25 protein-coding genes are annotated in these 25,883 nt (G+C 66.4%); 5 read left to right on the top strand and 20 right to left on the bottom strand.

Annotated features, from left to right (window positions below):
* Nucleotides 1-4: 4 nt before the first annotated feature.
* Entirely contained in the window at nt 5-265 is a 261-nt protein-coding gene (locus H6717_19745; GenBank protein MCB9579272.1) for a hypothetical protein, read from the top strand.
* A gap of 36 nt (nt 266-301) precedes the next feature.
* Here H6717_19745 and H6717_19740 read toward each other — a convergent pair whose 3' ends face one another.
* The 9 genes from H6717_19740 to H6717_19700 form a co-directional block, all read right to left on the bottom strand.
* A complete protein-coding gene (locus tag H6717_19740; protein MCB9579271.1) occupies nt 302-2,032 on the bottom strand; it encodes an MCP four helix bundle domain-containing protein in 1,731 nt (576 codons plus the stop codon).
* Nucleotides 2,033-2,099: 67 nt separating this feature from the next.
* Complete coding sequence (locus H6717_19735) at nt 2,100-3,200, bottom strand: hypothetical protein (protein MCB9579270.1); 1,101 nt, start codon at nt 3,198-3,200, stop codon at nt 2,100-2,102.
* Nucleotides 3,197-4,303: a chemotaxis response regulator protein-glutamate methylesterase gene (locus tag H6717_19730; GenBank protein MCB9579269.1), complete on the bottom strand. Its 1,107-nt coding sequence runs from the start codon at nt 4,301-4,303 to the stop codon at nt 3,197-3,199. The genes H6717_19735 and H6717_19730 overlap by 4 nt, the downstream gene beginning before the upstream one ends.
* Before the next feature lie 6 nt (nt 4,304-4,309).
* Nucleotides 4,310-5,800, bottom strand: coding sequence for a hypothetical protein (locus tag H6717_19725; protein ID MCB9579268.1), 1,491 nt, complete (start codon nt 5,798-5,800; stop codon nt 4,310-4,312).
* A gap of 10 nt (nt 5,801-5,810) precedes the next feature.
* The gene (locus H6717_19720; GenBank protein ID MCB9579267.1) at nt 5,811-6,278 is read right to left on the bottom strand and encodes a purine-binding chemotaxis protein CheW; all 468 of its coding nucleotides are present in this window, start codon (nt 6,276-6,278) and stop codon (nt 5,811-5,813) included.
* Nucleotides 6,266-8,266 carry a chemotaxis protein CheA gene (locus H6717_19715; GenBank protein ID MCB9579266.1) on the bottom strand — a complete coding sequence of 667 codons (2,001 nt, stop codon included), beginning with the start codon at nt 8,264-8,266 and terminating at the stop codon, nt 6,266-6,268. Before H6717_19715 ends, H6717_19720 begins: the two co-directional genes overlap by 13 nt.
* A 1-nt stretch (nt 8,267) precedes the next feature.
* Nucleotides 8,268-8,636 carry a response regulator gene (locus tag H6717_19710; GenBank protein MCB9579265.1) on the bottom strand — a complete coding sequence of 123 codons (369 nt, stop codon included), beginning with the start codon at nt 8,634-8,636 and terminating at the stop codon, nt 8,268-8,270.
* Nucleotides 8,633-8,953 (bottom strand): STAS domain-containing protein, encoded by a 321-nt coding sequence (locus H6717_19705; protein ID MCB9579264.1) that lies wholly within the window; start codon nt 8,951-8,953, stop codon nt 8,633-8,635. The genes H6717_19710 and H6717_19705 overlap by 4 nt, the downstream gene beginning before the upstream one ends.
* A gap of 199 nt (nt 8,954-9,152) precedes the next feature.
* The gene (locus H6717_19700; protein MCB9579263.1) at nt 9,153-9,728 is read right to left on the bottom strand and encodes a hypothetical protein; all 576 of its coding nucleotides are present in this window, start codon (nt 9,726-9,728) and stop codon (nt 9,153-9,155) included.
* 157 nt (nt 9,729-9,885) lie between these two features.
* Between H6717_19700 and H6717_19695 the strand changes: the two genes are divergently transcribed.
* The 4 genes from H6717_19695 to H6717_19680 are packed head-to-tail and all read left to right on the top strand — an operon-like array spanning nt 9,886 to nt 14,814.
* Nucleotides 9,886-11,247 carry an AgmX/PglI C-terminal domain-containing protein gene (locus H6717_19695; GenBank protein ID MCB9579262.1) on the top strand — a complete coding sequence of 454 codons (1,362 nt, stop codon included), beginning with the start codon at nt 9,886-9,888 and terminating at the stop codon, nt 11,245-11,247.
* A gap of 41 nt (nt 11,248-11,288) precedes the next feature.
* Nucleotides 11,289-12,914, top strand: coding sequence for a hypothetical protein (locus tag H6717_19690; protein ID MCB9579261.1), 1,626 nt, complete (start codon nt 11,289-11,291; stop codon nt 12,912-12,914).
* Entirely contained in the window at nt 12,911-13,870 is a 960-nt protein-coding gene (locus tag H6717_19685; GenBank protein MCB9579260.1) for a hypothetical protein, read from the top strand. Before H6717_19690 ends, H6717_19685 begins: the two co-directional genes overlap by 4 nt.
* Complete coding sequence (locus tag H6717_19680; GenBank protein ID MCB9579259.1) at nt 13,867-14,814, top strand: 1-acyl-sn-glycerol-3-phosphate acyltransferase; 948 nt, start codon at nt 13,867-13,869, stop codon at nt 14,812-14,814. Before H6717_19685 ends, H6717_19680 begins: the two co-directional genes overlap by 4 nt.
* 3 nt (nt 14,815-14,817) lie before the next feature.
* On the opposite strand, the gene H6717_19675 is transcribed toward H6717_19680, so the two are convergent.
* The 11 genes from H6717_19675 to H6717_19625 are packed head-to-tail and all read right to left on the bottom strand — an operon-like array spanning nt 14,818 to nt 25,800.
* The gene (locus H6717_19675) at nt 14,818-15,081 is read right to left on the bottom strand and encodes a cytochrome C oxidase subunit IV family protein (protein MCB9579258.1); all 264 of its coding nucleotides are present in this window, start codon (nt 15,079-15,081) and stop codon (nt 14,818-14,820) included.
* Nucleotides 15,078-15,632 carry a cytochrome c oxidase subunit 3 gene (locus tag H6717_19670; protein MCB9579257.1) on the bottom strand — a complete coding sequence of 185 codons (555 nt, stop codon included), beginning with the start codon at nt 15,630-15,632 and terminating at the stop codon, nt 15,078-15,080. The genes H6717_19675 and H6717_19670 overlap by 4 nt, the downstream gene beginning before the upstream one ends.
* A gap of 55 nt (nt 15,633-15,687) precedes the next feature.
* Nucleotides 15,688-17,307: a cbb3-type cytochrome c oxidase subunit I gene (locus H6717_19665; GenBank protein ID MCB9579256.1), complete on the bottom strand. Its 1,620-nt coding sequence runs from the start codon at nt 17,305-17,307 to the stop codon at nt 15,688-15,690.
* Nucleotides 17,304-18,362, bottom strand: coding sequence for a cytochrome c oxidase subunit II (gene coxB / locus H6717_19660; protein ID MCB9579255.1), 1,059 nt, complete (start codon nt 18,360-18,362; stop codon nt 17,304-17,306). Before coxB ends, H6717_19665 begins: the two co-directional genes overlap by 4 nt.
* A gap of 8 nt (nt 18,363-18,370) precedes the next feature.
* Nucleotides 18,371-18,718 carry a hypothetical protein gene (locus H6717_19655; protein MCB9579254.1) on the bottom strand — a complete coding sequence of 116 codons (348 nt, stop codon included), beginning with the start codon at nt 18,716-18,718 and terminating at the stop codon, nt 18,371-18,373.
* Entirely contained in the window at nt 18,715-19,872 is a 1,158-nt protein-coding gene (locus H6717_19650; GenBank protein ID MCB9579253.1) for a hypothetical protein, read from the bottom strand. The genes H6717_19655 and H6717_19650 overlap by 4 nt, the downstream gene beginning before the upstream one ends.
* A complete protein-coding gene (locus tag H6717_19645; GenBank protein ID MCB9579252.1) occupies nt 19,869-20,420 on the bottom strand; it encodes a cytochrome c in 552 nt (183 codons plus the stop codon). Before H6717_19645 ends, H6717_19650 begins: the two co-directional genes overlap by 4 nt.
* Nucleotides 20,417-20,941 carry a DUF3341 domain-containing protein gene (locus H6717_19640; GenBank protein MCB9579251.1) on the bottom strand — a complete coding sequence of 175 codons (525 nt, stop codon included), beginning with the start codon at nt 20,939-20,941 and terminating at the stop codon, nt 20,417-20,419. Before H6717_19640 ends, H6717_19645 begins: the two co-directional genes overlap by 4 nt.
* Complete coding sequence (gene nrfD / locus H6717_19635; protein MCB9579250.1) at nt 20,919-22,274, bottom strand: polysulfide reductase NrfD; 1,356 nt, start codon at nt 22,272-22,274, stop codon at nt 20,919-20,921. The genes H6717_19640 and nrfD overlap by 23 nt, the downstream gene beginning before the upstream one ends.
* A 17-nt stretch (nt 22,275-22,291) precedes the next feature.
* Nucleotides 22,292-25,144, bottom strand: a complete 2,853-nt coding sequence (locus H6717_19630) for a 4Fe-4S dicluster domain-containing protein (protein ID MCB9579249.1) — start codon at nt 25,142-25,144, stop codon at nt 22,292-22,294.
* Between the two features lie 5 nt (nt 25,145-25,149).
* Entirely contained in the window at nt 25,150-25,800 is a 651-nt protein-coding gene (locus tag H6717_19625) for a cytochrome c3 family protein (GenBank protein MCB9579248.1), read from the bottom strand.
* Nucleotides 25,801-25,883 lie beyond the last annotated feature (83 nt).

Below are 25,883 nucleotides of genomic sequence, written 5' to 3'. Positions count from 1 at the left end.
CCTCATGAAGCAGCGCAAACGCTCATCCATCGCTCCGCTCGCTATTGCTGGTGTTTGCCTGGGAGGGCTCGCCGCGCCGGCGGTGGCTGCCCCCAAAGCGTCGGAGTGGTCCTGCATCGCGTCCGCCAAGTTCCGCGGCCACTACGTGGGCACCGCGTGGAAGACCGCGCCGAGCCGAACCGAAGCAGCAGAGCAGGCGAAGAACGCCTGCTCCAGTCGCGCCGGTTCGCGCAGTTGCACGGTGCGTCGCTGCTATCAGGAGTGAGGGCGGCGCGGCGGGGCCGCGCCACCCTCTCTGGAGTCAGAACTCCAAGTAGCCGTCGCTCGATTGGAAGCCGTTGCTCTTGCCGTTCGGGGGCCCGGGCGGGATGGAGAACATGGGGGCGTCGCCCACCATCACGTCGGCGTTCTTCTTCGCCTTCTTCGGCAGCGGGGGCGGGCGATGGCGCTTGGGTGCGGGCGCTCGCTGCGCCGCGGCGCGCTGTCGCCGTTTGCCGAGCTCGAAGGCTGCCACCAGCCGATCCAGGTGGGCGGCCTTCTCCGCCAAGGATTCCGCCGTCGCGGAGACCTCTTCGGTCTGAGCGGCGTTCGATTGGGTGACCTGGTCCACCTGGCCCACGGCAGTGTTCACCTGGGCGATGCCCGTGCTCTGCTCGCTGGAGGCTGCCGCGATCTCGCCCACCATGTCGGTGACCTGCTTCACGGCGCGCACGATCTCCTGCAGCGTGGAACCGGACTGATTCACGCGCTCGGTGCCGGCTTCCACCTTGGTGGAGGCGTCCACGATGAGACCGCGGATCTCCTTGGCGGCGGACGCCGTGCGTTGCGCGAGGGTGCGGACCTCCGCTGCCACCACACCGAAGCCGCGGCCCTGCTCGCCGGCTCGGGCCGCTTCCACGGCCGCGTTCAGCGCCAACAGGTTGGTCTGGAACGCGATCTCGTCGATGGTGGTGATGATGTCCGCGATCTTGGTGGACGCCTTGGTGATCTCGCCCATGGCGGCGACGGCGCCCTCCACCACCTGCCCGCCGCGCTCGGCGACGTCACTGGCGTCACCGGCGAGCTTGGAGGCGCGTTGCGCGTTGCCGGAGTTCTGGTTCACCGTGGCGCTGATCTCCTCCAAGCTGGCGGCGGTCTCTTCCAGGCTGGAGGCTTGCTCCTGCGCGCCGTTCGAGATCTGCTCCGAGGCGGCGCGGAGCTGCTGTGAGGCCGCGGCGACCTGATTGCAGACGTCTTGGACGTCGAACAGCGTCGACTGCAGGGAGTCGAGGGAGCCGTTCAGGGCCGTGGCCATCTGGCCGAGCTCGTCCCCGTGGTCGAAATCGACGCGCTCGGTGAGGTCGCCCTGCTTCATGCGCTTGATCACGGCGAGGATCTTGTCGACGCGCGCGACGAACAGATAGCGGCAGAACCAGAACACCCCGGCCACGATCAGCGCCACGAAGGCGATCGTGCCCCACACGATGTTCCGGCTGTGGACGTAGCTCGCCTGCGCCGCCTCGTGGGAAGCGTCCGCCAGCTCGAGCTTGTCCTTGATGATGGCCGCCAGCGGCTGGTCGATGGCGGGAGCGAGCTGGTTGCACTTGTCCACCAGCCCCTCGGCACGCTTTGGATCCTTGCGGCCTAGCTCGATGGCCTCACGCGCCACGACGGCCCAATCGGAGATGGCCTTGCGGGCGCTCCGAAGCTGCTCCTTGCTCTTCTCGTGCACCAGGCGCTTTTCCACCTTGTCGAGAGCCGTGGGAATCGCCGCCAGGTTGTCCTCGTACTCCCTCGTGTACTGCGCTCGCGTGGCGTCGTGGCTCTCGCCCATCGCGTCGCGAAACGCGCGCGCCGCGCGTAGCCGCAACGTCACGGCCTCGTAGATGTCCGCGGTGCCTTTCATGTCCCGCTCGAAGGTGAGCTCCAGGCTATTGTTGGCCTTGTCGGCCGCAGAGAGCGCCACCCAAGCGATGGCCAAGAGCATGACGAAGATTCCGCCGAAGGCGATGGAAATCTTCCCCGTGGTGCGCATGTCGATGATCCACTTCATGACCGGTTCTCCTGGGAGCGCGATTCCCTCCGTCCGTGTCGCGCGCACGGGTGGGGTGAGGGGAGGCTCATGCAGCCTCCGAAAGCTCGATGAGTTTCTTGGGCACCAGCTTGGACAGCCGCTGTGCCGTGGTTTCGGTGAGTCGAGTGCCGGCGCGTGCCAGCAGCACGCCGTTGTCCGCGAACACGTCGCTGGCCAGCACCATCCCCTCCCGCAGCCCGGTGCCCGTGACACGCACCACCTCTTTGCTGTGCAAGCCGACGACGACGAACACCTCGGTGCCGTCGTTCCGGAAGCAGAACACGCGGTGCGCCTTCTGGGCGCTCAGCTGCTTGCTGAGCTTGTTGGACAAGGCGGCCTTGGGAACGCCGGCCGTGAAGCGGAAGTCGTCGTCCAGAAAGTCCGTCTTCACCGCGCCCATGGCGGAGTTGGCGAACTCCGTCATCACGTCTCGCATGATGTCGTCGTCCACCATGCTCTCGTCGCCGCCGCAGAAGGCGATGGCCACGTCGCGCGTGGACTTCTCCGAGCAGAATACCCCGAGGTCGAGCTCCACGTTGTGCTCCACGTCGGTGAGGGAGATGCGGGCGCCGCCCAATCCTTCGCTCGGCGAGCCGGGGTTCGCGACGCGGTGGAAGGGTAGGTTCAGGTACTCGCCGCACATCCGCTCGAGCGTGGCCTCCATCTCTCTCCAGCCGCGGGTCAGCAGCGCTTTGCGGATGCCCTGCTCGCTCTCGGGAGCGTCCGCGGCGGTGTGGGTGTCGTGGCTCAGGGCGTGCTCCAGCTCGCCGACCCGCTCCTGCAGTCGGCGGCTGAAGCTGACGATGCGCTCCGCGGCATGGACGGCGATCTTGATCTCAGCCTCGCGCGTGTCCGAAAAGAGGATTTCGTCCGGCGCGACTCCGTCCACGACGTCTTGAAGATTGGTCTCGTCCCCCGCAAGCACGCCGATGACGTAGGCGAGGTGATGGGCGCGGACAGAGGCGACCAACTGCGGAAACTCAGCGTTTCCTGCCGGTGCCACGACGACGTCAGGCGGCGTGGCCTCCGCTCGAGCCACGGCATTGGCGATGTCGCTCGCGGCGTGCACCACGTGGCCTCGTGCGGCGAACGCCTCCGCAAGCGCGCCCGCGATGCCGTGGGGGTCTTCCAGGGTGAGCACTATCATGGGGCCCCTCGCGGTGGATTGGAGACTCGAAGCGAATCGCGCCGGCGGGTGTCTCCGGCCAAGCGCAGGAGCGTCGCCGCAATGTCCGAAAGCGGTGCGACGTGCGCGGCTCCGCCCAGGGCGATGGCCTCCTTGGGCATGCCGAACACCACGGACGTCGCTTCGTCTTGCGCCACCGTCTGGGCTCCGGCGTCGCGCAGCTTCTTCATGCCCCGCGCGCCATCGGCGCCCATGCCGGTGAGGATCGCGGCGATGGTGCTCGCGCCGGCGACGCGCGCCACGGAGTCGAACAGCACGTCCACCGATGGCCGGTGGTGGTTGACCGGCGGCATGGCCACCAGCTGCACGGTGAGTCGGGAGCCCGCGCGCGTGAGCTGCATGTGGCGCTCGCCCCCGGGGGCGATCAGAACCAGGCCCGGCGTCAGAACGTCGCCGTCCTGAGCCTCTCGCACGTGGACGCGGCACTCGCGGTCCAGGCGCTCGGCGAAGTGCCGGGTGAACACCGGCGGCATGTGCTGCACCACGATGCATGGAGGGCAATTCGCGGGAAAAGCCGAGAGCACCTTGCTGAGCGCTTCCGTCCCTCCCGTCGACGCGCCGATCGCGATCAGCGCCTGCTGGGCGAAGGAGCCCGGTTGGGGTCGGAGAGAGACGGGACGCGCCGGCGGCCGGGATTTCGGGCGCGCCACTGGGCGCCGCCCCCGGCTGCGTCCGGCAGCCTTGACCTTGGCGACGAGCTCCTCTGCCAGCTCGACGGTGCCGCGAGCGATGTCGATCTTGGGCTTGGTGACGAAGTCGAAGGCGCCGAGCTGCAGCGCCCGCATGGTGAGCTGGCTGCCCCGCTCCGTGAGCGAAGACACCATGACCACCGGCATCGGGCGGTGCTTCATCAGTTGCTCGAGGAACTCGATGCCGTTCATGCGCGGCATTTCGATGTCCAGGGTCATCACGTCGGGGGACAGCTGCGCGAGGGCGCGCTTGGCCGCGACGGGGTCCGTAGCCGTGCCTACGATTTCGATCTCGGGATCCTGCGCCAAGATCGTGGTCAACAGCTTCCGCATCAAGGCGGAGTCGTCGACTACGAGTACACGGGTGGGGGCCATGGTTCCTCAGAAGAAGGTGACGTCCTGGCTCGGAGTTGCTGAAGGCTGCTGCTTGATACGGGTCATGTAGCTGCGCTCGTCCTGGACGACGCGCGCGGTGAGCTCGCGCTTCACGGCACGCACCAGCGCGCGCCCGGTGTCCGTTTCGAAGATCAGGAGCAGTGGTTCCGCCATGCCGAGCTTCTGAGCAACGAGCGGGATGTTCTCCGTGCTCAAGAACTCGCGGATGAACTCCGCGTTCCGCTCCGCAATGCGAATGGTGGTGTTCTCGGTTTGCAGCACGGTGGAAGCGCCGAACGCCTTGGCCACGAGCCGAGAGCGCTCCGCCCCGAGCTTCATCAGGCGATTGATCAGCATTTCCATCGCATGCACGCCGAAGCGGGCGGGAAGTGACGCGTCCTCTGCACCTTCGGGGAGCATGAAGTGGTTGGCTCCGCCGATGCGCGCCACGGGATCGTACAGACAGGCGGAGACACAAGAGCCGAGCAGCGTACGGATCCTCGCCGGATTCGCGCTGGCATGCAGACCACCTGCCTGGATGGGAACGTCCGGCCGCTCTGGAGGGGGGACGATGCTCACCAGAGCCAGCTCTCCACGGCGCTCCCGCGCGACCGGGACGATGGACGTGATCTTCGGCCGCAGGGAGCGGCGCCTCGGGGCTTGGGACGGACGGGCCCGCGGTCGATATACCGTGGGTCCGGCGTGCTCGAACAAGTTGCTGACCGAGTGCAGGTTCTCCGAGTGGCCGGCCACCAGATAGCCGTGGCCAAAGAGGTGCTCGGAGAAGGCTTGGTACAGCGCCTCCTGCGTCGGCTTCGCGAAGTAGATCACGACGTTTCGGCAGAAGATGACGTCGAAGCGGGTGCGGATGGGCCACGGTCGCTCGATCAGGTTGATCTGCCTGAGCGTGACGAGCTTTCGAAGATCCGCGGCAACCCTGGCGTGACCGCTTGCGGTTCGCTCGAATGCCCACGAGCGCACTTTCTGAGGCACGTCACCCAGCTCCGAAGGGTCGTAGAGCGCCTCGCGAGCACGGCTGAGCACGCCGGTGTCGATATCCGACGCCAAGATCCGAATGTCCCAGTCCTGCAGCGAACCCAGCGCTTCGCGCAGCGTGATGGCGATGCTGTAGGGCTCTTGTCCCGTGGAACAGCCGGCGCTCCAGATTCGCAGCTTGCGCTTGCCGCTGGCCACGAGCTCCGGAACGATGCGATTGGCCAGGAAGTCGAAGTGATGGTTTTCGCGGAAGAAGCTGGTCTTGTTGGTGGTGATGCAGTTGACCATCTCCGGCAGCTCTTCCGCGGCCTCGGAGGGGTCCTTCAGGAGCGACAGGTAGTTTTCGAAGGAGCTCAGGCCGCGCGCTCGCAGGCGTCGTGCGAGCCTGGCTTCGACCAAGGCCAGCTTGGAAGCGTTCAGGTGGATGCCGGTGCGCGCAGAGATGATCCCACGGAGTGCTTCGAACTCCTGCTGGGCCAATCTCGGGTTCTGCGCGTTCACGGCATATCCCTCAGGCAGCCACGTCCACCGCTGCGATGCGCTCCACGTCCAGCAGGATGATGAACCGCTCCTGAGCGCGAGCGATCCCGTCGATCAGGGCATCGTCCACGCCGTTGCCGATCTCGGAGGTGTTCTCGATGTCCGTGGATTCCAGCGACACGACGTCGCAAACGCTATCCACCACGAAGTCCATGGTGCGGCCGCCGACGGACAAGACAATGATTACGGTGAACTTGTCGTAGTCGGACTCTGGCAGGCCAAGCGCGACTTTGAGATCCACCACGGGGACGATCGCTCCCCGCAGGTTCATCACGCCCTTGAGATGGTGTGGAGCGTTGGGCAGCGGCGTGATGGGACCGATGCCCCGGATTTCTCGTACGTGGAGGATCTTCACGGCGTACTCGCCCTCCGCCAAGGAGAAGCTCAAGTACTGGGCGGCTGCTGCATCGAGCACAGGGGTTTCGTTCACGAGATCCATGCTGCCTCCTGAAAACCGGCGTTGCCGGAATCGAAAAACGCCGGGTTGCGCTCGCCGCGCACTTCCTTTGCCAACGCCTGAACGTCCAAGATCATGGCTACCCGACCGTCACCGAGAATCGTCGCGCCCATCAAGGCGTCGACGTGCTGGTAGTTCGACTCGAGGCTCTTCACCACGACCTGCATCTGGCCGAGCACCTCGTCTACAAGCACCGCGAAACTCTGGTCGTTGAACTCCACGATGCTGACCAGCGCCTGCGTGGGGTCGTCCTGAGCGTTGCTCACTCCCAGAATGCGATGCAGATGCACCACGGGCAGGGAAGCGCCGCGCACGTCGATCACCTCGCCCCGCCCCAAGATGCGACGCACCTGGGACTTCGTCGGGCGGAACGACTCCACCACGCTGGTGAGCGGGAGGATGAACGTTTGATTGGCGACGCGCACCGCGAACCCCTCGAGAATGGCCAACGTGAGCGGGAGGCGGATCTTCAGCGTGGTGCCGCTTCCCCGTGCAGAGCACATCGACACGGATCCCTTGAGAGATTCGATGTTTCGCTTCACCACGTCCATGCCCACTCCGCGGCCACTGACGTCCGTGACCGAGGACGCCGTGGAGAACCCGGGGTGGAACACGAGCTCGTGGATCTGGTCGTCGGTGAGGACCGTCTCCGACGAGATCAGTCCCATGCGTTCCGCCTTCTCGCGGATGGCGACGGTGTTCATGCCGCCCCCGTCGTCTTTGACCTCGATCACCACGTTTCCGCTCTCGTGGTAGGCGCGGATGCGGATCTCGCCCTCCTCTGGCTTCTTCGCCGCGCGGCGCTGTTCCGGCATTTCCAGGCCGTGGTCCACCGCGTTGCGCACCAGGTGGGTGAGCGGGTCCACCAATTGCTCGACCATGGCCTTGTCGATTTCCGTCTCTTCGCCCTCGATCTCGACACGCACCGGCTTGCCGCAGGAGAGGCCCACGTCGTGAACGATGCGCGGCAGGCGTCCGAACACGGTGGAGAGCGGCACCATGCGGATGGACATCACGCGCTCCTGAAGCTCCCGTGTGTTTCGCTCCATTGCGACCAATGCGTCTTGCAAGCGCAAGGCGTGGTCACCTTCCGGGGAGCGCACCGCCTCCACGATCATGGCCTGCGCGATCACGAGCTCCCCGACCAGGTCCAGGAGTTGATCCAGCTTGTCTGCTGCGACCCTGAGGGTCGTGGGTGCGCTGGCCACCACCGCTTGGGCCGCGACCACCGGACGAGGCGCGGCGGGAGTGTCCTTGGCCGTGATCTCGATCTCGCAAACGTCCTCTACGAAGGCGAAGACCTCCTCGATCTGAGCGTTGCTCCAGCTCGTGGACAGATTGACGGACCACGCCAGGTAGCAGGCCTCCGGATCCAGCTCGTCCAGCATCGGCAGGGCCGACAAATCCGCCTCGATGGTGCATTCCGTGCCGGGTTCCTTGGCATCCGCGAGCTCGCGGATCAGCACCAGCGGGTCCATCCCCCGCGCCATCACTTCCGGCTTTGGTCGAATGCGCACGGAAACCTGCCGCTTGCCTCCACCCGCGCTGCCTACGGCCGTACCGCCCGTGGCGCCCTTGCCGCCGGCACTCGCCACCACCCGTTCCAGGGCTCTGCGCACCTCGGCTTCCGCGGCTGGTGGGTCGCCACCACTGCGAGCAACGACCAGCAGCGATTTCAGCACGTCCAGCGCCGAAAGCAGCAGGGAGGCCAAGTCCGCGTCGTAGTGAAGACTGCCGCTGCGCAGCAGGTCGAGAGCACCTTCGAGGTGGTGCGTGAAGTCCGCAACGTCCGTCAGGCCAAAGGTTCCACTCGCACCCTTGATGGAATGCGCAGCGCGGAACACGGAGCCGATGACCTCAGCGTCCGTCGGCGCACGTTCCAAGTCCAAGATGCCGTGCTCGAAGGCGGCAACGTGCTCCTCGGCTTCTTCGAAGAACGCATCCAGGAAGTCGTTGACGTCGATTTCCATGTCAAGTCACCACGCGGCGAACGACCGTCATCACCTTTTCGGGATGGAAGGGCTTGATGATCCAGCCCGTGGCTCCGGCGCTTTTCGCCTCCTCCTTCTTCGCCTCCTCGGATTCCGTGGTCAGGAACACGACGGGGGTGAACTTGTGTTGAGCGTCTTGCCGAATCGCGCGGATGAGCTCCAGGCCGTCCATCACCGGCATGTTCAGGTCGGTGATCACGAGCTGAACGCTCGATTTCTCGGTGAGCTTGGCCAGGGCGTCCTTGCCGTTCTCGGCCTCCATCACCTCGAAGCCAGCCTGTTTCAGGACTTTCGAGACCAGCATGCGGATGGACCGCGAATCGTCCACCACCAGCGCCACGTTGCTCATCGGGTTTCTCCTTCGGCGTCTTCGTCCAGCAAGTCGAGAACGCCGGCGGCAGCGAGCGCTGCGCGCGCCGCGCCGTCACCCGTCTCGATGGAAGCCCTGCCGCCACGCGCTTCGACCCAGCGTTTGGCGGCGATCACGAGCTGTACGCCCGCGGCGTCCATGCGCTCCACCTCCAGAGTCAGAATCACGTCATCGCTCGCAGACAATGCCTCGGTGAGCGCTGCCCTCAGATCCCACGCACGAGCGATGTCGGCTTGACCCGAAAGCGTCAGATGCATGACGCCGTCGGACAGGTCTTGGGTGAGGGCGAAGGTCATTCACGTCTCCGGTGCAGGGGCTCATCTCGCTAGGACGGTCGAAACGCTTCGCCCTTGAGAGATGGACTGCTCCCCACGCTGCAGGCGGCGTGCCTTTCGACCCCGGCGCTTGAGCTACGTCATTTGGGGTGGTGGTCCAGCCTCATGTCGCTGCGGCGCGGAACCACCCGCACGCACTGTCCCCCACACTCCCGTCGCGCTACTTGCGCTTCATGCGCCGCTTGTCCTTGCGGTCCAGATCTTCCCACTCACAGTCGCCCTGGGGCTCGTCCGCGGCGGTGCCCTTGATGTCCACCACGTCGTCCTTGATCCGGATCTTGAATTCCTTGGTCCCGCTGGTCATCTTCAGCGTCAGGCTGATCCACTTCTTTTCCCGCAGCGGAATGTTCAGGTTCTCCGCCTTGCCGTCGATGGCATAGGAGCCTCGATAGGAATAGCTGGCGGTCTCGATGAGGTCGTTCTTGACCTTCACCACGAGCTTCTCGTTGCTGGGCGAGTTCATGCCGTCGTAGCTCGATTCCGAGAACGAGCAGATCCCGGTGCGCGGCTCGTGCTCTGGCGGGGGTGCGGCTTCGGGCAAGGCGGTGACCCCCGGGGGCAGCGCCACGACCTTGGGCTCGGCCGGCTCGTCGTCGTCTTCGTCGTCCGTCTTCGACTTGGTCCTGCTCGGCTCGGAGCTGGGCACGACCGCCGGTACGGGCTTCTTGTCGTTCTTGCAGCCCGTCGCACACAGGCTGAGGACCAGGAACAACGGCATCGTGGTGTGGCGAATCATGCCGATGGACGTTCGATCGTATCCCGCCGGAGAGCAAGGGAGGGGAGCGGCGCCGGAACTTTGCCGCGTGGCTGGTGTCAGAGCCGCGTCGTAGAGGATACCGCCGTCTTGGCGGGCACTCGAGGTGCGCTCGACGACTCACTGGAGGTGATGTCGCATGGCACAGCTACATTCGGAGACCCGCGCTTCGGGTCGCATGACGGCCGTGATGCAGGCCGTCCCGAGCGCGGGCCCGAAGGTCCTGCGCATCGCGGCGGTAACCGGCGGACGCATCGTAGAAGAGCGGATCTTCAAGAAGCGCGTGGACGTCAGCGTTGGCGCGAACGAACGGAATACCTTCGTGGTGCGGGGAGCGGCCCAGGGCACGCTGTTCGAGCTGACCCGCGACGGCTACCGTCTCAATCCGCCGAGGGGCGCGCGTGGGCGGGTGATGACCGCGTCCGGCGTGATCGACCTCGAGAAGCACGACGGCGCGATTGCCCTCGACGACGCCGCCCGCGGCAAGATCGTCTTCGGAGAGACCACGCTCCTGTTTCAGATGGTCGTGGCGCCGCCGCTCTTGCCGCGACCTCAGCTGCCAGTCTCGGTGACCCGTGGCGCCGGCGCTCCGGACTGGACCACGATGGTGGTCGCGGCGCTGTCGTTCCTGCTGCATTTCATGGCGCTGGGATCGCTGTATTCGGACTGGCTGGACCCCGTGGTGGACGACGGCGTGGTCGTCTCGGGCTTGGTGGACGCGATCCAGGTGCTGCCCCCACCGGTGGTGGAGACAGACCCGCAAATGGCGAGCACCGCATCGCCGGCGGCCAGTCGACCCACCGCCGCGACGCCGCCTCGGGGCGCCGCGGGAGGACGAACGCCTGCGGGCAGCAGCGCGGGTGCGGCCGCCGGGCGACAGGCGGCGCTGGCTCACGAGCTCGAACAGATCGAGCTCGCGACCTTGGGCACCCTGGGTCAGCGTGGCCCCGCCACGGCAGGCGTGCTTTCGGGTCACGAGCTGCCGACCACCGCCTTGGACGCCGCCGCCCAGAGCGAGGCGGGAGTCTCGTCGGGCCAAAAGCTCACGTTCCATGGCGGCGGCGCACTGACGCCGGGCAAGCGCGGCGGCACTCTGAGTGAGCTTGGTGAGCGCGGAACCAGCGTCGCCCAGAACGACACCGGCACAGCGACCACGGTCGCGCCGCCGAAGGGCGCGGCGAACGTCCCGCCCCCGGTGGTAGGCGGCGGCGACGTCGCGAACGCCTCAGCGGTGGTTGCCGGCATGCGCGCGGGCTTCCGTCGCTGCTATAACCTCGGCCTCTTGGACCATCCGGACGCCCAAGGCACGGTGCGGCTGTCCATCACCGTCGGACCGGGGGGCGAGGTCCGCGGGGTCAGCGCCTCTCCGAGCGGCAACCTGCCGAGCTCCGTGGTGGCGTGCGTGCGCAGTCGGGCCAGCGTCGCCACTTTCGACGCCCCCGTCGGTGGCAGCGCAGTGGTCAACGTCCCGGTGAGCTTCCTCAAGCTCCCAGGCCGCTGAACTCAGTGGCAGCGTGGCGGAGCGTGGCGTAAGCACTTCCTGTGCGGAGCCAAGATCCCGAAACGCGAGCGGGCGGCAAGCGGCGCCGGCGCTCGCGTAAACCCCGGCCGAAGCCCACCGCGGCGGCGGCCGTGATTGCGGGGGCCAAGCCCGCGGTAGACGCGGACAAGGCCGCCGACGTTCCGCTCTCCAAGGAAGAGGCGCTGGAGATGCGCGGGCACCTGCGCTTCTTGAAGGAGCATCGGAAGGTGCTCGCGCTCAAGGTGAACGCCGCGGAAGACCTGCTCCTCAACGGCGTGCGAGAGCCGACCCATCGGGGAGTGTGTCAGCACTTGCTCGACAAGGTGGAGCGGAGCCGGGTGGAAGCCGTCGCCCAGCGGCTGGAGCCGGCGGCGCGGGTGCGGCTCCTGGAGGGCGTCCTCGGCTTTGCGCCGGACGTGGCCTACGTGCTCCTGTACCTGGAGAGCTTGCGGGACGCTGCTCGCGAGGAAGCGACGCCCGCGCTTTCCGCTGCGCTGAAGCGCATCGACTTCGCTGCCATATCGGCGGCGCAGATGCGTCGCGTCCTCGATCTGATCGTGGAGCTGTACGACGCCCGGGACCGCCCGCAGTTGATGTTCTCCTTGCTGCAGAGCGCGACATTTCGCGCGGCTTTCGACGACTCGGCCGCTGCATTGCCCGCACCCCTGGCGGAGGTCGTTCTTCCACTGCGGGCGGTGCACGCCGTGGTGCTCCGCGGCAAGAAGAACCCCTTCGACGCGGCAAGCCTGGCGCGGGGCGTGGCGATGCTGCTCCAGGGGCGCGCGAAGGTGCTCCGCGCTCAGTCGGCGAGCACGCGGTCGCGCCTCTTCGACGCGGGCATCGACCTGTGCACCGAGCGGGAGTGCGCACCGGGTCTCCTGGGCTTGGTCGATGGCTTCGAGCCCGGCGAGCGATCCACCTCCGAGGCCATGCTTCGCCTCGCAGGTTGGCTTCTCGCGCGCGGCCTGGAGCCGGATGCCAAGAAGCTCCTCGCGCGGCTCTCCAAGGAGCACCCGGGGTTCAAGCTGCCGCAGCGCTGGCTGACCGCTCTCGAGGGTCCGCGCATCGGTGGCGCCGGCCTCGCGGCTGCCCCCGGTCGCGGACGCGACTTCTGGCAAGAGGGCATGCTGCTCGCACGTCAGCTCCCGGTGTGGGTTTCCGTGGGTAAGCCCGACGCCGCGCCCAGATTCGCGAACGCCGCCGCGCTGGCGGAGTCCATCGCGGTCCCGGGCGTCGCACGCGTGCTCGAGAGCGGCACCACGCGAGACGGCGCGCCGTACTGGATCACCCCTCGACTCGGACGCGGCGGAAACGAGCTGTTGGGCAAACAGGAGCTGGCGGCGAGTGACGTATCCGCCTTGTGCGCGGAAGCTGTGCGCATCTTGTCCTCGCTGGCGGACGCCGGGGTCCGCCTCCCCGACGCGCGCTTTCGGCGCTTCTCGGTGGATCCGAGCGGGCGCCTCTGGCTCCGGGATCTGCTCGACGCGGAGCGCGCGACGCCGGAGGACGCCCGCACCGCTCACCTGGAGCTGGCTCGACAATTCTGTAGCGACGCCTACGACCGCGTGAAGGGCACACTGTCCGACGATCCGAGCAGTGCGGAAACCTTCGCCGCCCTGGTGCGGCTGGTGGAAGGCGGCGGATGAAGGCGTGGACGCTCCTGCTCGGGCTCGCCGCCGGCTGTGCCGGAAGCCCGCCCCCAGCGGCGCCGCTGCCGTCGACTCCCGAGAGCGCGCCCGCGCCGGCCGCGACCGAGCCGACACAAGCCGTAGACGAGCCCTACGAAACGCCGGACTTGGGCCTCAGTGGGCAGGCCGAGCCGGAAACCAAGCTCACCCTCGAGCCCACGGACGCGGACGTGAAGACCGCGCTGGCGGACGCCGACGCCGGGCACCTCGATCGCGCGGGAAAGCGGCTTTCGAAGGAGATTGCCCGCATCGACCGAGAAGCGACGCTCGACGATCGCATGGTCGCCCATGCGCTCCTCGGCAGGAGCTTCGCGGCGACCCGCCAGTGGAAGCTAGCGGCGAACGAGTACGGGCGTGTGTCGGCTCTGTGGCAAGACCCCAAGGCCGCCGAAGCCGAGCTCCCCGAGGACAGCCGTCCGCGCCACCTTGCACAAGCGTTGATGGCCGTCGGCGAGGCCGTGTACTTCGCGGCCGAGCAGAAGCGGCGCACTGCCGACGCGCTGAAGCCGCCCCGCTTCACCGGTGGGGACTTTGGGCGCTGGACCCGGGACAAGCTGGCTCCCTGGCTCGCGAAGAAGCGTGTAGCCCTCGACGCTACCGAGCAAGCCTACACAAGGGTATTGGACATTCGGCCCGCGGCGCCGCCGCACTGGGTCATCGGCAGCGCTGCGCGGGTCGGCGAGCTTTACGATTCCCTGGTGAAAGACCTCGAGGGCTTGCCGGTGCCGCCGTCCGTGGCGCGGGATCCAAAGCTCGAGGCCACCTACGAAGCGACGATGTCAGAAATGGTGGAGCCCTACCGAAAGCGCGCCCGCGCCGCTTACGAGCTGTGCCAAAAGTACGGCGAACGTTTCTCCATCGAGAGCGCCGACACAGAGCTTTGCGCCCAGCGGCTCGCGGCGCTCGCACCATGACGTTCGAGAGCTTCGCGGCCTGGCGTGCGCGCGCCGAAAAGTACTTCGATCGCCGTGATTGGTGGCGTCTCGGGCCGGGAGCGGTGCTGCGCTCGACGCTGCGCTTGGCCGTCTCGCGGGATACCGCGTCGGGCCGACAAGAAGGGATCGACGATCGCGATCCCGACTTCGTGGACCTCGCCTGTGATCTGTTCGAGGTCGTGGGGGAGCGCTACTTCCGCTGGGAGGTCCACGGCGTGCATCACGTCCCAGCGAAGGGCGCGGCGCTCCTGGTCGGTAGCCACAACGGCGGCATCATCACGATAGACAGCTTGCTCACCATCGCGGCCATTCGAAACCAGTACGGCGTCGAGCGAGCGGTGCACCCGCTGGCGCACGACGTCTTGTTCCAGGACGAACGCGTGCGCGAGCTGTCCATTCGCTTCGGCACGCTGCGCGCCGGGCAGGCGGGCGCGGCGGCGGCGCTCCAGGCAGGCCGCTTGGTGCTGGTGTACCCGGGGTCGGACTACGATTCCACGCGGCCGTTCCGCGATCGCCATCGCATCGAGCTCGGCGGGCGCACGGGATTCCTGGAGCTCGCCTTGCGCGAGCGCGTGCCCATCGTACCCGTGGTCTCCGTCGGAACTCACGAACAGCTCATCGTGCTCACCCGCGGGGATCGCCTGGCCAAGCTGCTCGGCCTGAAGAAGCTGTTCCGCGCGGACGTGATGCCCATCGCGCTGGCGCTGCCTTGGGGCATCAGCTCGGGACTCCTCCCCTATTTCCCGCTGCCTGCGCAGACCACCATCGCGTTCGGCGAGCCGCTGTCGTGGCCCGATCTGGGTCCGGAGCACGCGAAGGAACCCGCCGTGCTCGCCCGCTGCTATCGCGAGGTGGAGCAGCGCCTGCAACGCGAGCTGGATGACATCAGCCGCGGACGCATTCCGTTTCTGGGCCGCCGCTGAGTCTCAGCTCCGGGTGAGCACGTCCAGCGAGGTGAGCGTGACGACGATGGCAATGAACACCACGCCCGCGGACGCCGCGATGCGGTGGCTCGAGGGCTGCTCGATCAGGTGCATGAAGTAGAACGCGACGATGGCGCTCTTGGCCGCCGCGATGCCGAGGGCAACGGGGATTTCGAGCGCTCCCAGGTGCACGAAGGAGAGGCCGAAGGTGGCTGCCGTGAGCAGCAACAGGGCCACGAAGCTGAGAACGTATTTCGTCGTCGTCATCGCATCAGATAGAAGAGGGGCCAGAGGAAGATCCAGATCACGTCCACCAGGTGCCAGTACATGGCGGCAGCCTCCAGACCATGTGTGGAGAGCCTCTCCTTGCCGATACGTCGCGCGCACCAGCCGAGAACGCACGCGCCCACGGTGACGTGCAAGGCGTGCAGGCCAGTGCTCACGAAGTACAGCGTGAAGAAGATCTGAGTGCCGAGGGCAGCGTGAGCGAAATAGGCGCCTTGCCCCCCAGGGTAGATGCCGTCCTGAAAATGGATGGAATACTCAGTGAATTTGATGGCCAAGAACACCGCTGCCAAAAAGCACGTGGAGAGCACCAGGTAGATGGCACGTCGCGGCTTGCGGTGGCGGAGCGCGTGTACGGCCAGCGCGACCAGGAAACTGCTCGTGATCAGCACGACGGTGTTCAGTGAGCCCAAGTAGGTGGTGTTGTCCCGCACCGCTTCTGCGAAAGCCTTGGGGAAGTGCGCACGGTAGGCGGCGTACAGCGTGAAGAGGCCACCGAAGAGCAGGGCTTCGCTGGCCAAGAACAGCCACATCCCGAAGCGCGCGGCCTCGGCCTGGCGCTCCAAGGATTCGAAGTGCTCTTCGTGCTCAGCCACCGAAGGCCTCCGCTTCCTTCAGATTGCCGTCGCCCTCCGCTTCCTCGGTGTAGTCGTATGGGTCGCGCTCGAAGTGCGGCTTGCCCTCGAAGTTCGCCTTGGGCGGCGGCGACGCGGTGGTCCACTCCCAACTCGCGGAGTCCCAAGGGTTGTCGCCAGCGGCTTCGCCGTACTTGAGCGACCAGGCGAGGTAGCCGACGGTGGTGAGCAGCCCCGCGGCGAGCACCCAAGAGCCGACGGTGGACACCACGTGCAGCGACTGCATCTCTGGCGGATAGAAGAAGTAGCGGCGTGGCATGCCCATGTTGCCGAGCAGGAACTGCGGCACGAAGGTCGTCAGGAAGCCGACGAACACCAACACCGCCGTGGTGGCGCCCCAGCGCTCGGGATACATCTTGCCCGTCACCTTGGGGAACCAATAGTGGATGGCAGCTAGGAACGCCGTGATGGTGCCGCCCACCATGATGAAGTGGAAGTGCGCCACCACGAAGTAGGTGTCTTGCCAGTGCACGTCCAAGCTCATGGTGGCGACGGCCACACCCGTCATGCCGCCGAAGACGAACAGGAACAAGAACGCGAGCACGTACAAGAGCGGCGTCTTGAGAGAAATGGCTCCCTTGTACAGCGTCCCGGTCCAGGTGAAGACTTTGATGGCCGAGAAGATGGCGACCATCATCGAAAGCAGCCCAAACGCACCGGCATCGAAGGTGGAAAGGCCCGCCGTGAACATGTGGTGACCCCAGGTGAGGAAACCGACCAGGGCAATGCCCAGCGTGGAGAACACGATCGCCTTGTAGGACAGTGAGTTCTTGCGCGAGAACGTGGACACGCACTCGCTGATCACCCCCATGCCGGGCAGGATCATGATGTACACGGCGGGGTGGGAGTAGAACCAGAACAGGTGCTGATACAGCACCGGGTCCCCGCCGCGCGCGGGATCGAAGATGCCCCAGTGTAGAGACTGATCGAGGCCGATCAACACCAGCGTGATGGCGAGCATGGGCGTGGCAAGCACTTGGATGATGCTGGTGGCGTACAGCGTCCAGACGAACAGCGGCATCTTCATCCAGCGCACGCCCTTGGCGCGCATGGTGTGCACCGTGGTGATGAAATTGACCCCAGTGATGATCGTCGACCAGCCCAGAATGAACACTCCAACCAGCACCGGGAGTACGGTGGTCGCCGAGCTCGAGCTGTACGGCACGTAAAAGGTCCAGCCGGTGTCGGTTCCTCCGATGAACATCGCCGCGAGGGTGACCACGGCGCCCAGCAAGTAGATGTAGAAGCTCGCCAGGTTCAGCCTGGGAAAGGCCACGTCCCGAGCGCCGATCATGATCGGCAAGAAAAAGTTGCCGAAGGCCGCGGGGATGCTCGGGATCATGAACAGCCACACCATGGTCACCCCGTGCAAGGTGAACAGGCGGTTGTAGGTCTGGGCGGTCACGATGGTGGCGTCGGGCGTGAGGTGCTCGATGCGAATCAGCATCGCGAAGAGGCCACCGATGGCCAGCATCACGCTGGTGGCGACGAAGAACATGATGCCGATGCGCTTGTGGTCCCGCGTGGTGAGCCAGGAAGAGAGCGTCGTGCCACCGTCGGTGAAAAAGCTCATGGGGCGCCTCCGTCGAGCACGGGCGCTACCTCTGGAAGCGCCACCGCCGGGCGCTTCGTGTCGTCCCTGAGCGAGCGGATGTATTCCACGATGGCCGCCGTGTCCGGTTGCGAAAGCGTGCCCACGAAGGTGGGCATCACGGGTTTGAAGCCCCGAACGATCTTCGCCTGCGGGTCCATCATGCTTTCGGTGAGGTAGGCGGCGTCGGCGCGCACCTGGGTGCCATCCTTCAGCGTGACCATGCTTCCGTACAGGCCTTGCCAGGTTGGGCCGATGTGGGGCTGCCCGTCCGTCGTGTGGCAGGAGAAGCAGGCATGCTTCTCCGCCGCCTTGCGCCCCTGCTCCGCCAGGTCCGAACCACCGCTGCTCACCTTTGCACCGGGAGCCGCTTCGATGACCTTTGCGACGGGCTTCGGTGTTTCTCCCCGGAGCCAGCGGCCGTATTGCTGCTTGGTGACGACCACCAGCGTGGCCCACATGCGCGAGTGATCCAGCCCGCAGAACTCGGCGCAGTACACCGGATACGTGCCGGGATGGTCGGCGCGCAGCCACGCGCTGGTGTAGCGGCCGGGCACGGCGTCTTGTTTGATGCGGAAGTTCGGCACGTAGAAGCTGTGCACCACGTCCCGCGAAGTCAGGATGAACTTCACGTTCTGCTGCGCTGGGATCACGACCACGCCCACGGAGCTTCTGCCGGTGGTACTGGTGAACTTCCACATCCACTGCTTGGCGGTGACGTACACCGCAGCGGAGTCCTTGGGCGGCGTCTGGATGTCGACGTACTGTCGAAAGCCGATCACCCACCACGCGATGAACAGGGAGAGCAAGAGCCCGCCGGTGAGGAGCTCGAAGCTGTTCGGCGCCACGACGCGCGGAGTGCTCTGCTTCGGCCCTCGCCGTCGGTAGCGAACGATGAAGTACACCGCGACGGCGAATACGGCGAAGGCGCCCGCGAACGTCACACCGATGACGAAGAAGTGCAGGTGATCGACGCGACGGGCCACGTCCGAGCCCGGCTTCGGCAGGAACAGCAGCCGGCGGAAGAGGTCGTACAGGCGCTCGCTCATGGCGCCGCCCCCGCGTCCGCCACCATCATATCGAAGGCGCGTTCGATGGGAATGTGGGCGCGCTTCTGGTCCGGACCGAGATAGCCGTAGCTTCGGAGACGCGCTCTGGCGCGATGGGCCTTTTCCTCGCCGCGAGCCGTGGTGGCCGTGAGGCTTCGTTCGATACTGCCGATGGGGGCCGGATGGGCCGGCAACTCGGGGGCCGCGTGATCCGTGATGTTTCCGCGTTGCCCCGACAAGAGAAGACCGGCGATGGCCACGCAAGCGGCGGTTATCAGCAGCGCACCGACGATCACGATGACAACCGGCTTGGCTCGCAGTCCCTCGCGCTCTTGCTGCATCATGCGTGCTCGTAGGTCAGGCCCTCGGCGAGGAGGGGATCACGCGTGGGAACGGGCGCCATGGACTTGGCGCGCCAGGCGGCAAAGGCGACGACGGCACTCGCCAGGGCGAGGGTTGCGGCGGCATCCCGCCAGTCGAGATGGAAGCTCTTCGGGTGAAGCGCGGGCTGCACCAGGTAGAAGACGTCTACCCAGTGCACGACGACGATCCACCCGCTCATGAACGCGAACGTTCCGGGATTGCGCTTGAGCGGCCGCGACAAGAGCCAGAAGAACGGGATGAGCCAGTGCACGACGAGCAAGAGCAACCCCAGCCACTGCCAGCCGCCGTGCCAGCGAGCGATGTACCAGGTCACCTCCTTGGGGAGGTCGGCAACCCACATGAGCATGAGCTGGGCCCACGCGATGTAGGTCCAGAAGATGATCATCGCGAGCTGGAGGCGTCCGATGGCGTGCAAGTGCTCCGCAGAAATGCTGTTGGGCAGCAGCACGCGTCGCCTTCCAGCGACGGTCATCAATCCGAACAAGCCCAGCGCGGAGACGAAGCCGCCGGCGAACACGTACACGCCGTACATGTCGTCGTAGAACGTGGGTTCCAGCCCGAGCAGCCAATCGAAGGACGCCAGCGTGAGCACCACGGCCACCAGCGGTAGGCCGCCAGCGCCGAGCGCGACCATGCGGCGACGGAGCGCGCGGGCGCGGCCTCGGTCCTGCTGTAGAGACCAGCGTCGAAGGAGCTCCCCCACCAGCGCGAGCAGCGTGAGGTAGCCCAGGGCGCGCGTGACGAAACCCGGCACGTTGAGCATGGCGCGCTTCTGCAGCACGAGCTGGCGCGCCTCTTCGCTCAGTGTCTGTGGGTGGCTCCAGGGATACAGCGACGAAATGGACAGCAGCACCGGGACGAAGAGCAGGATGAACAGCGGCAGCGCGCCGATCACGACCTCGGCCGAGCGCCGAAGCGGCACGAACCACGTCACGTTCGCGGCGTGACCGATCATGAGCCAGATCAACGTGCCGATCACGGTGCTGAACACGACCATGAAGGCCATCAAGTAGGAGAAGCTCGACTGCGTCGGATCGCTGCTCCAGCCGAAGCCCGTGAGCGCGCCGAAGATCACGGCCAGGGCCCCGCCGCCGAGCATCAGTCGGCGTCTCACTGGGCCTCCTTTCGGAGCTCGCGCTGCAGGTGCTCCGAGAGCGCGCTCACCTGCACGTTCTGACTGAGGCGCAGTGCCCGGACGTAGGCCACCACCGCCCAGCTGTCCTTTGGTGGCAGTTTCGCCGCGTAGCTGGGCATGTATCCGTAACCCTCCCGTATGACGCGATACAGCTCGGCGTCCGAGAGTTTTCCTATGCGCGGCTCGTGGAGCGACGGGGGGCGCCGCTGCATGTGCTCCGCCACTACGGTATCCCCGTTTCCGAGGGGACCGTGGCAGGCGGCGCAGGTGATGTCGAAGCGATTCTGGCCCCGCTCCAAGAGCGCGCGAGTGAGCGGCGGACGTGTGCTCGTGGGGCGTGGCGAGAACGGCACCGTGCCCCGCGGCGGCTGCCGCATGTCGAGACCATCCGAGAAGAACGCGCTCTCTTCGTAGGGATCTACGCGAGGCTGCACCTGCATGCGATTGAAGCTCGGATCGATCTCGCGGAACACCGCGTGGCTGCGGCACGACGTGAGGATCAGCAAGCAGAGAGCCACGTACTTCATGGCGCTTCCTCCCCGAGATCCAGCTCCACCACGCGAAGCGCGCCGAGCTCGAGCAGGCGCCGTTCGGTGCTCTCTCCCGTGGTGCCGACGCTCACGAAGAAGCGATCCACGCTGGCTCGCTCGAAGCCTTCGACGTCGAACACCGGGTGATACAGCCGCGGCAGGCGACACAGCCGCAGCATTCCGAGGAATGCAGTGAAGCTGGCGAACAGCACCGCGGTCTCGAAGGTGATGCCGATGTACGCGGGTACGGAGTGAGTGGGGTGCGAGCCGACGTCGAGCGGATAGCCGACGTTCTGGGTCCACCACAGGATGAAGTACGCGAGCGCCGCGCCGGTGAGCCCCCCAGCGAGCACCCACTTGGGCAGCGGTGTCTTGGGCAGCGCCAGGGCCTCTTCCACGTTCTTGGCCGGGAAGGGCATGTAGGCATCCAGCTCCGAGTGCCCCGAGGCTTTGAGCTTGGAGATGGCGCCGGCACACGCGTCGGAGCTTTCGAACTCAGCCAAGAGAACCCGTCGCATGGGCCTCCTTTCGCGGGTGCGCCGCCTCGTAGACGAGCTCCTTCGACTCCGCGATGGGAATGAAGGGCACGTAGCGAACCATGAGCAGGAACAGGAGCAGGAAGAAGAAGAGGGTGCCGAAGATGATGGCGCCATCGATCACGCTGGGTGTGTACATGTCCCAACTCGACGGCAGCCAGTCCTGGTGCTCCGAAGTGACGATCAGCACGAACCGCTCTGTCCACATGCCGATCTGGATCAAGATGGACACGATCCACAGCGCCCAGGTGCTCTTCCGCACTCTCGAGAACCATAGGGACTGGGGCACGACGACGTTGCAGAAGATGACCAACCACCAGGTCCACGCCAGGGGACCGAGCATCCGCGTGTGGAAAGACATCCAGCGTTCGAAGCCGTCGGCGCTGTACCAGGCGGTGTACAGCTCGCTGGCGTAGCTGTAACCGACGATCAAGCCCGTGACGAGCAAGAGCTTCGCCATCAGGTCGAAGTGCCGCGTGGTGATGATCTTTTCCAAGCGGAAGTAGCGTCGCAGTGGCACCACCAGCGTGATCACCATCGCAAACCCGCTGAAGATGGCGCCGGCCACGAAGTACGGCGGGAAGATCGGGGAATGCCAGCCCGGAAGCTTGGCGATGGCAAAGTCCATGCTGACGATGCTGTGCACGGAGAGCACCAGCGGCGTGGCCAACCCGCCTATCAGCAGCTGGGCGTAGCGGTAGTGGCGCCAGTGGCTGGCGGTGCCGCGCCAACCGAGAGCGAAGAAGCCGTAGATGCGCCTTTTACGTAGCGACTGCGCGCGATCCCGCACGATGGCGAGATCCGGAATCAGGCCCAGGTACCAGAATAGGATCGAGACCATGGTGTAGGTGAAGACCGCCGCCACGTCCCAGGTGAGCGTGCTGATGAATTGGGGCCACGTGCCCATCGTCGCGGGGTAGGGGATGAGCCAGTAGAAGAACCAAGGCCGCCCTAGATGCAGCAGCGGGAACATGCCGGCCTGCACCAACGCGAACAGCGTCATCCCTTCTGCCAGCCGATTGAGCGACGTGCGCCAGCGCTGCTCGAGCAACAGCAGGATGGCGCTGATGAACGTGCCGGCGTGGCCGATCCCGATCCACCACACGAAGTTGATGATGGCGAAAGCCCAGGCAACGGGGATGTTGTTGCCCCAGGTGCCGATACCCGTGAGGAACGTGTAGCCTATGGCAGAGAACAGCATCACGGTGCCGAGCAGGCACACGACCATCAAGACGTCGTAGCCGCGCGAGCGCTTCTCGAGCGGTTCGAGCAGCCGCGACGTGAGCGTGGCGTGCGTCCATTGACCGCGCATCATGCGGTCTTGGCCCACGGTCACGAGCCCACCTCGGGGTTCTCGTCGTCGATGCGGGCCAGATAGCGGGTACGTGGAACCGTCCCCACCTCGTTCAATACGGCGTAGGCGCGGCGGTTGTGCTGCGCTTGGCTCACCTTGGAACGCGGGTCGGAGACGTCCCCGAACTCGATGGCCCTCGTGGGACACGCCTGTTGACAGGCGGTGACGACGTCGCCGTCGGCGAGACGCTTCCGAGCGATGCGCGCGTCGATCTGGGCGCGGCGTATGCGCTGCACGCAATAGGTGCACTTCTCCATCACGCCGCGCCCTCGCACTGTCACGTCGGGGTTCTTGGACAGCTCGAGAATCGGCGGCGGATGCTGGTTGTAGTTGTAGAAGTTGAAGCGCCGAACCTTGTACGGACAGTTGTTGGAGCAGAACCGCGTGCCAACGCAGCGGTTGTAGACCATCTCGTTCAGGCCGTCTGGGCTGTGCACCGTGGCGTTCACCGGGCACACGTACTCGCAGGGGGCCTTCTCGCAGTGCTGACACGCCATGGGCTGCGAATCCACGCGGGGATTGTCTTCGCTGCCCTCGTAGTAGCGGTCGATGCGAAGCCAGTGCATCTCGCGACCCAGCGCTACCTGCCCCTTGCCGACCACGGGAACGTTGTTCTCGACCTGACAGGCGATCACGCAGGTGCTGCAACCGGTGCACTTCGACAGATCGATGGCCATTCCCCACTGCGGCGACCCGTGCAGACGATCCGGTAGAATGCTGTCTGGGTCCTCGTTCTGCGGCCGCGCGAAGTCGGGTTCCGCCTTCCATTCAGCGCGACTCTTGCGCAGGGCGATGGGGCGTCCGTGCTGGCTGCCTTCCTGCTGGGTGGTGACCAGCTGGTGGCGTCTTCCGGTCTTCTCGAGCTTCACTCCGACAACCAAGAAGGGGCTCTCCGCCATCCGCAGCGGTGAGACGTCCACGCCCTTGCCGCGCACGTTGGACTCGGCGCCGCTGCGTCCCCAACCGAGCCACGCGCATACCGCGCCGGGTGCTTGCCCCGGTTGCACCAGCACCGGGATCTCGACGTGGTCGCCGCGCCGTGAGACGCGCACCACGTCCCCGGTGGTGAGCCCCTCGCGCTTCGCCAGCGCCGGAGCGACGAGCAACGCGTTGTCCCACACCAGCTTGCTCACCGGCTCGGGCAGCTCCAGCAGCCAGGGTACGTTGCCGTCGCTGCCGGTGCCGAGCCGCGGATCCGGCAACACGTCGAGCTCGAGGGCGGTGCGGGGTTCTGGCGGAATGCGCCCGAGCGCTCGCGCCACGGCAGCCGAGCTCACCTTCGGCTCGGCGGGCGTCAGTGCGCTGCCGGGTGCCAAGCCTTGCGCGAGCAACTCGCCGAGATCGGCGTGCCGCGGCTCGAAGTGAGCGTAGAATAGTCGCCGTGCGTTCGCGCCGCGTTGGCCGAGGAGCAGCGCCAGGATCTCGCTCGCGGTCTTGCCGTCGAACAGTGGTCGGATCAGCGGTTGCTGGACGGTCAGAGTTCCGTCCAATGCGCGGCCATCGCCCCAACTCTCCAAGAAGTGCGCTTCGGGGACGAACGCCGTCGCCAGCTGTGCGGTTTCGTTCTCGTAGCGGCCTAGATAAATGCGTTCTCGGGCCTTCATCAGGAGCTGGCGGAAGCCCGCCGGGCCCGAGTAGGCGGGGTTTCCGCCCAACACCAACAGCGTGTCCACCGCGTCCCGCTCCAGCGCGTCCGTGAGGCGCGCCGGGTCCCAAGCGCGCGAACCCGCGTCCAACAGGACCGGCGGCGTGGGGAGCACCGTCTTGCCCAGGCATTCGAGGGTGGCGTTCAGAGCGATGCCGAGCGCATGCACCTCCGGCGGCTGACGCCGACCGACGAGCACTGCGCAGCGCCCGCGGTGCGCGGTCAGGTCGCGCGCCAGAGCATCGACGAAGTCGGCGTGCCCGCTCTGGTGCCGTGGGCCTTCTTTGCCGGCGCCGCCTACGGCGCGCAAGAGCTCTGCGGCGAAGCGTCCGAGCTCGCCCTCGGGAAGTGGCAGACGATGGTCCGCGCTGGCGCCGGTGACACTGACGGCGCTCTCCACGACGTATAGCCGCGGCATCGAATCCGAAGGCTGCGTCGCGCCTCGCCGCCGCGCGAGCTGGCGAGCGGGTCCGACGCCCTCCGGCCCGCTGCCGCTCATGAAGTCGCTGCCCAGCGCGACGACCACGTCGGCGTGGGACAGATCATGGCGGAGGTCGAAAACGTCTCCGAGCACGTCGCGAGTGGCCCCCCACTCGGGCGGAGTCCAGCCGCCGCTGTCGAAGTGCACGGTGAGGCTCGGATACGCGGCGCGGAGCGCCGCCAGTTGGGCCGCCACGAGCTCCGAGGACGTCGGCTGCAGCAGCAGGTGGAGACCTTCCCCACGTCGCTCGACCCACGGCGCCGCGCCCCGTGGGTCGAGCAGCTCGGCGAGGTCCTGGTAGCTCGCCGTGTGCCCATTCCGCTTCACTCCGCGAGCGCGGTCCGGATCGTACAGCGCACCGATGGCCGCCTGCTCTCGGATCCCGGTGGCGCCCAAGCTGGCGGGGTGAAGCGGATGCCCTTCGACCTTCGTGGGGCGCCCCTCGTGGCTCTCCCCGAGCAGCCCAAAGGCATAGCCTTCGCGCTCACACATGGTGGCGTAGAACGTGGCGACGCCGGGGACGACCTCTGGAGGCCGCCGTACGTAAGGCACGATGTCTTCGGGCGGCGGCTTGCTGCACGCCTCGAGCCCGAGGCCGAGCACGCCCACGGACGACCAACCCAAGAACTTCCGCCGAGTCAGCGCCGAGGGCGCGATCCGTCGTCGGTCGTCCGCGCCGGTTTCGAGCTCGAGGGGGTCCTTCATGGCGCTCAGCGGTGACAACCGCTGCAGTAGGTCGGGGGGTGAATATCGAGCTCTCGCGCGATGCGGCGGCCCACCACGCGCTGAGGCTCCGAAGGCTGGTAGCCCATGGTCGTAACCTCGCTCGGAGGTCTGAGATGACGCTCGGGATCGCGGTGGCAATCGAGACACCACTTCATCTGCAGTGGCGCATGAGCGACCACGTTCGCCATCAGATCCACGCGACCGTGGCAGGTCTCGCAGCCCACGCCCTGGCGAACGTGGGCCGCGTGATTGAAGAAGACGAAGTCCGGCAGCACGTTCACCCGCTTCCAGTGGATGGGCTCGTCCTCGAAGTAGCTGCGACGCACCGGAGCCAGCAGCGGACTGTCGGTCCAAATCTGAGCATGGCAACTCATGCACACCTCGGTGGAGGGCACCCCCGCGTTCGGCGAACGCTCCGCGTCCGTGTGGCAGTACAGGCAGGGAATGCCGTCGTCCCGCACGTGGTGGCGATGGTCGAAATCGATGGGTTGCTCCACCGGCTCGCCCTGATGCGTGTGGAGGGGGCTGCGAACCCACGCGATGAGCAGCGCCGGTCCACCCACCAGCACGCTAGCGCACAGCAGCGTGCCGACTCGCATCAACGAGTTGGTCCAGGGCGGAAACGGTGCGCTCATGGTCAGCGCGCGCCGGGGTGCAGTGACCATGCCAGCACCTCGGAGAGCAGTGCCCGCAGTTCAGCTCCGTGAGTGGGTCGATC

Source organism: Polyangiaceae bacterium, assembly GCA_020633235.1.
Taxonomy (GTDB): domain Bacteria; phylum Myxococcota_A; class Polyangia; order Polyangiales; family Polyangiaceae; genus JACKEA01.
The sequence above is the reverse complement of the archived record's forward strand: the minus strand, read 5'-3'. Positions and strand labels throughout refer to the sequence as shown.

Coding starts and splice junctions, on each gene's coding strand:
- H6717_19745 (MCB9579272.1), top strand. CDS start 5: ATGAAGCAGCGCAAACGCTCATCCATCGCTCCGCTCGCTATTGCTGGT.
- H6717_19740 (MCB9579271.1), bottom strand. CDS start 2,032: ATGAAGTGGATCATCGACATGCGCACCACGGGGAAGATTTCCATCGCC.
- H6717_19735 (MCB9579270.1), bottom strand. CDS start 3,200: ATGATAGTGCTCACCCTGGAAGACCCCCACGGCATCGCGGGCGCGCTT.
- H6717_19730 (MCB9579269.1), bottom strand. CDS start 4,303: ATGGCCCCCACCCGTGTACTCGTAGTCGACGACTCCGCCTTGATGCGG.
- H6717_19720 (MCB9579267.1), bottom strand. CDS start 6,278: ATGGATCTCGTGAACGAAACCCCTGTGCTCGATGCAGCAGCCGCCCAG.
- H6717_19715 (MCB9579266.1), bottom strand. CDS start 8,266: ATGGAAATCGACGTCAACGACTTCCTGGATGCGTTCTTCGAAGAAGCC.
- H6717_19710 (MCB9579265.1), bottom strand. CDS start 8,636: ATGAGCAACGTGGCGCTGGTGGTGGACGATTCGCGGTCCATCCGCATG.
- H6717_19705 (MCB9579264.1), bottom strand. CDS start 8,953: ATGACCTTCGCCCTCACCCAAGACCTGTCCGACGGCGTCATGCATCTG.
- H6717_19700 (MCB9579263.1), bottom strand. CDS start 9,728: ATGATTCGCCACACCACGATGCCGTTGTTCCTGGTCCTCAGCCTGTGT.
- H6717_19695 (MCB9579262.1), top strand. CDS start 9,886: ATGGCACAGCTACATTCGGAGACCCGCGCTTCGGGTCGCATGACGGCC.
- H6717_19685 (MCB9579260.1), top strand. CDS start 12,911: ATGAAGGCGTGGACGCTCCTGCTCGGGCTCGCCGCCGGCTGTGCCGGA.
- H6717_19680 (MCB9579259.1), top strand. CDS start 13,867: ATGACGTTCGAGAGCTTCGCGGCCTGGCGTGCGCGCGCCGAAAAGTAC.
- H6717_19675 (MCB9579258.1), bottom strand. CDS start 15,081: ATGACGACGACGAAATACGTTCTCAGCTTCGTGGCCCTGTTGCTGCTC.
- H6717_19670 (MCB9579257.1), bottom strand. CDS start 15,632: ATGTGGCTGTTCTTGGCCAGCGAAGCCCTGCTCTTCGGTGGCCTCTTC.
- H6717_19665 (MCB9579256.1), bottom strand. CDS start 17,307: ATGAGCTTTTTCACCGACGGTGGCACGACGCTCTCTTCCTGGCTCACC.
- H6717_19655 (MCB9579254.1), bottom strand. CDS start 18,718: ATGATGCAGCAAGAGCGCGAGGGACTGCGAGCCAAGCCGGTTGTCATC.
- H6717_19645 (MCB9579252.1), bottom strand. CDS start 20,420: ATGAAGTACGTGGCTCTCTGCTTGCTGATCCTCACGTCGTGCCGCAGC.
- H6717_19640 (MCB9579251.1), bottom strand. CDS start 20,941: ATGCGACGGGTTCTCTTGGCTGAGTTCGAAAGCTCCGACGCGTGTGCC.
- nrfD (MCB9579250.1), bottom strand. CDS start 22,274: ATGATGCGCGGTCAATGGACGCACGCCACGCTCACGTCGCGGCTGCTC.
- H6717_19630 (MCB9579249.1), bottom strand. CDS start 25,144: ATGAAGGACCCCCTCGAGCTCGAAACCGGCGCGGACGACCGACGACGG.
- H6717_19625 (MCB9579248.1), bottom strand. CDS start 25,800: ATGAGCGCACCGTTTCCGCCCTGGACCAACTCGTTGATGCGAGTCGGC.